The following is a 3,024-nucleotide window of genomic DNA, read 5'->3' on the forward strand; positions in this document are numbered from 1 at the left end:
CCATACACCCCCAGCAGCATGTTCCTCGTCAATCCACAAACCGACACCGAATCCCTGCTGGCCAACGCCTGCGAATCCCTGGCCTCGGCCACGGTCATGCTCGGTGATTTCGCCGGCACGCTGGAGGGGCCGAGTCGTAATACGGTGTTGGGCATTGCGCAGGTGGTGATGCTGGGGGAGTTGGCGGTGAATCAGGCGCTGGATAATGTTGTGCCCAAGGAATAGGCGCTGACAGTTCTGGCCTCTTCGCGAGCAAGCCCGCTCCCACAGGGGATCTGCGTTGGTCACAGGTTTTGTGCCCGACAAAGATCCCTTGCAGGCGTGAGTCTATTAAATAAATTCGTCCCCTTCTCCCGCCTTATTCCAGATTGTTTTTCGCAGCCCAAGAGTTGGCCTGAATATATTTTGCGTAGTGGATGTAAGTATTCGGATAAAGCTATGCTTGGGATCAATTGATCGGGGTGACACTTTCCTGAAAAAGCGTTACCCCGGCCAATAACCTCCTGTATTCCCTTCAGTTCATCGAAAACACACCAGTTTTAGGAACAAGTGCCAAGCACCTCCCCATCAAGGAAAGGCGCTTGGCGTGGATTACCGATTTCCGAATCAGTGATGCTCTTGGTAAGATCACGGCAACCGTTTAGCTTTTGAAAGTTACCTCACTTATTTCAACTTTCACTTGTGTGTTCTGGTAACTCAGCGCTTTAGTTTCGAACTTAAGTGTATCGAACGCCTGGCCGTTAATGGGGGCGTATTCCGCATAAATTACATGGGAGTCGTAATTGCCCCGGAGGATCTCTGTTGAGTCCACCACAACATTGTTTTTTAGGAACTCGAGCCTGCAGGAAACAGGCGCTTGATAGAATCCGTTAAACCATCCGCGGAGGATCGTACTCTTGGCACTCCCTTGTTTCAGTGCTAAGGAATAAACGAGTATGTTTTGAGTAGTTCGGGTAGCCAAACTACCTATTAGCTTTCTGGACTCCATGGCAACCACATGATTGATAGGTTCCTGCCCCCCGTAGATTTCATTAAGCGTTACTTTAGTGTTGTCCCCCTGCATGGATTCTCCCGGGATTCGGAGGCGCACGGATGGCGGATATGAACTAAAATTTTCAACGAGGTCAACGAGATCGACCACGTTCACTATCCACTCTCCCGAATCCGTCCCGCTGCCATACAACGCCTTGGCTTTGAACACATGCTTTGTACGTGTCAGCCCGGTCAGTTCAACCGTCCATATGCCATTCCCATTGGCCTCGACCCTTTTGCCAGTGGAGCTGTTACCGTCGAAAATTTCCACCTCAAGATACTTGGTCGCCGTCCCCCTCAGACGAACAGTGGTGTCACCGGTGCTTCCATCATTGCTGATTGGCTGCCCTTTGGAATCTTCCGCACCGGTGATGGCCGGCCGGACCCCATTCAACACGGTCAGGCGCCAAGTATTCGACGGCGGGTTATTTGCGTATTGACCAATAACCTTGAAGGTATGCAACACGTCCAGTGATAACCCGCTCACGGTACGGGTCCAGATGGAGTTGCTCTCTGCCTTGGCCTTGCCTTTGGAGACCGCACCGAGGAAAACTTCCACCTCCTGGCCGGTCGGTGCGGAGCCAGTGAGCGTGATGCTGGTGTGCACGGTGTAACCGTTTTCGCGGATGTTCCAGTTGCTCTCGTCTTTTACTGATGTGATGGCCGGTGTGTCGGCAGCCACCACGACCACGATCCGCGGCGGATCCGACACCTGCCCGCTGCCATACATCGCAGTAGCGGTGAAACTATGGGTGTCGGCGCTCAGCCCCGTCACCGGGAACTCCCAGTCACCACTCTGTGGATCGATGTCGGCCGTGCCTATTTCGATATTGCCGTCCTTGATCAGGACTTTCTGACCTTTAGCCCCTTTCCCTTCAAGCTTGATCGAAGTGTCAACGATCGTGGCGCCCGGGAGAATTTCTTCCCCTTTGGAGTTTTCCACCCGAGTGATAGTTGGCGCGGTAGGAGCGGTAACGACCACGACCCATGGATCCGATACCTGCCCATTGCCGTACTGGGCAGTGGCGGTGAAACTATGGGAGACAAGGGCCAGCCCCGTCACCGGAAACTCCCAGTCACCACTCTGTGGATCGACGTCGGCAATGCCTATCTCGATGTTGCCGTCTTTGATCAGGACTTTCTGACCTTTAGCCCCTTTCCCTTCAAGCTTGATCGAAGTGTCAACGGTCGTGGCGCCCGGGAGAATCTCATTCCCTTTGGAGTCTTCCACACGGATAATTTCTGGCCGCACATCCTCAAACGCTTTGATCGTGTAAGTGCGCACGGGGAAGGGCACCGCCTCGCTTTCATTCGTGCTCTTGTTGAACGTCGTTTTGCACTCGATGGTCAAGTCACTGCCATCTTTCAGGTTTTTCATTGCTGCTTGAGTGAGTCCGCGATTTTGGTAGCCCCTATCGATCAACGGCTGAGTGACAGGATCCCCAGGTGCAATATCGTTGATGTACGGAGTGTCGTTGGCATTGGTTCCGGTCAAACGCATCCACATACGCTGACCGGTAGCTATCAACGGCCAGACATCTATGCGAGCGACTGCGTTGGCAGTCAGATTGGCCACATTGAATTCCGGGCCTTCGCCATCGTTGTCGGCTTCCATGATCACCGGCGATTTCAAGCTTGAGTCCGGCAAGGTGCCGACATTCAACAACAGCGGCAACGAGGTCCGGGGCACACCGTTGCGGGTGACGGTGTACGTCACGGTGACGGTTTTGCCCAGGTTGAATGCCAGCACGGTGACCGGCAGTTCGATTGTCAGTGTGGTTTCACTGATGGGTCTTGCCGGGGTGGTGTGCGAGCCGCCGGCGGCAGTGCCGGGTGCGCCGGTCCAGGTCACGCTGAGCAGATCGCTGGGCAGCAAGTCTTGCGAATCGATGTTGACGGTCAGGGCTTCCACGGCCTTGATCGGCTGCAAGGTAGTGCCATCGGCCTCGGCCTGCTGAACCTTCGGCCGGGTCAGCAGCACGGCTTCGCCGA

1 protein-coding gene and 1 pseudogene are annotated in these 3,024 nt (G+C 54.7%); one reads left to right on the forward strand and one right to left on the reverse strand.

Annotated elements, in window-relative coordinates; all coding sequences use genetic code 11:
* The coding region (locus CRO59_RS27630) for a DUF6124 family protein (protein ID WP_102047634.1) at window positions 1-225 on the forward strand (225 nt) is incomplete at its 5' end.
* 415 nt (window positions 226-640) lie between these two features.
* Here the strand turns inward: CRO59_RS27630 and CRO59_RS28695 are convergent.
* Window positions 641-3,024: pseudogene (locus CRO59_RS28695) on the reverse strand (hypothetical protein); the annotation flags it as partial.

The sequence above is a fragment of the Pseudomonas sp. LAMO17WK12:I5 genome (assembly GCF_900215165.1).
GTDB lineage: Bacteria > Pseudomonadota > Gammaproteobacteria > Pseudomonadales > Pseudomonadaceae > Aquipseudomonas > Aquipseudomonas putida_A.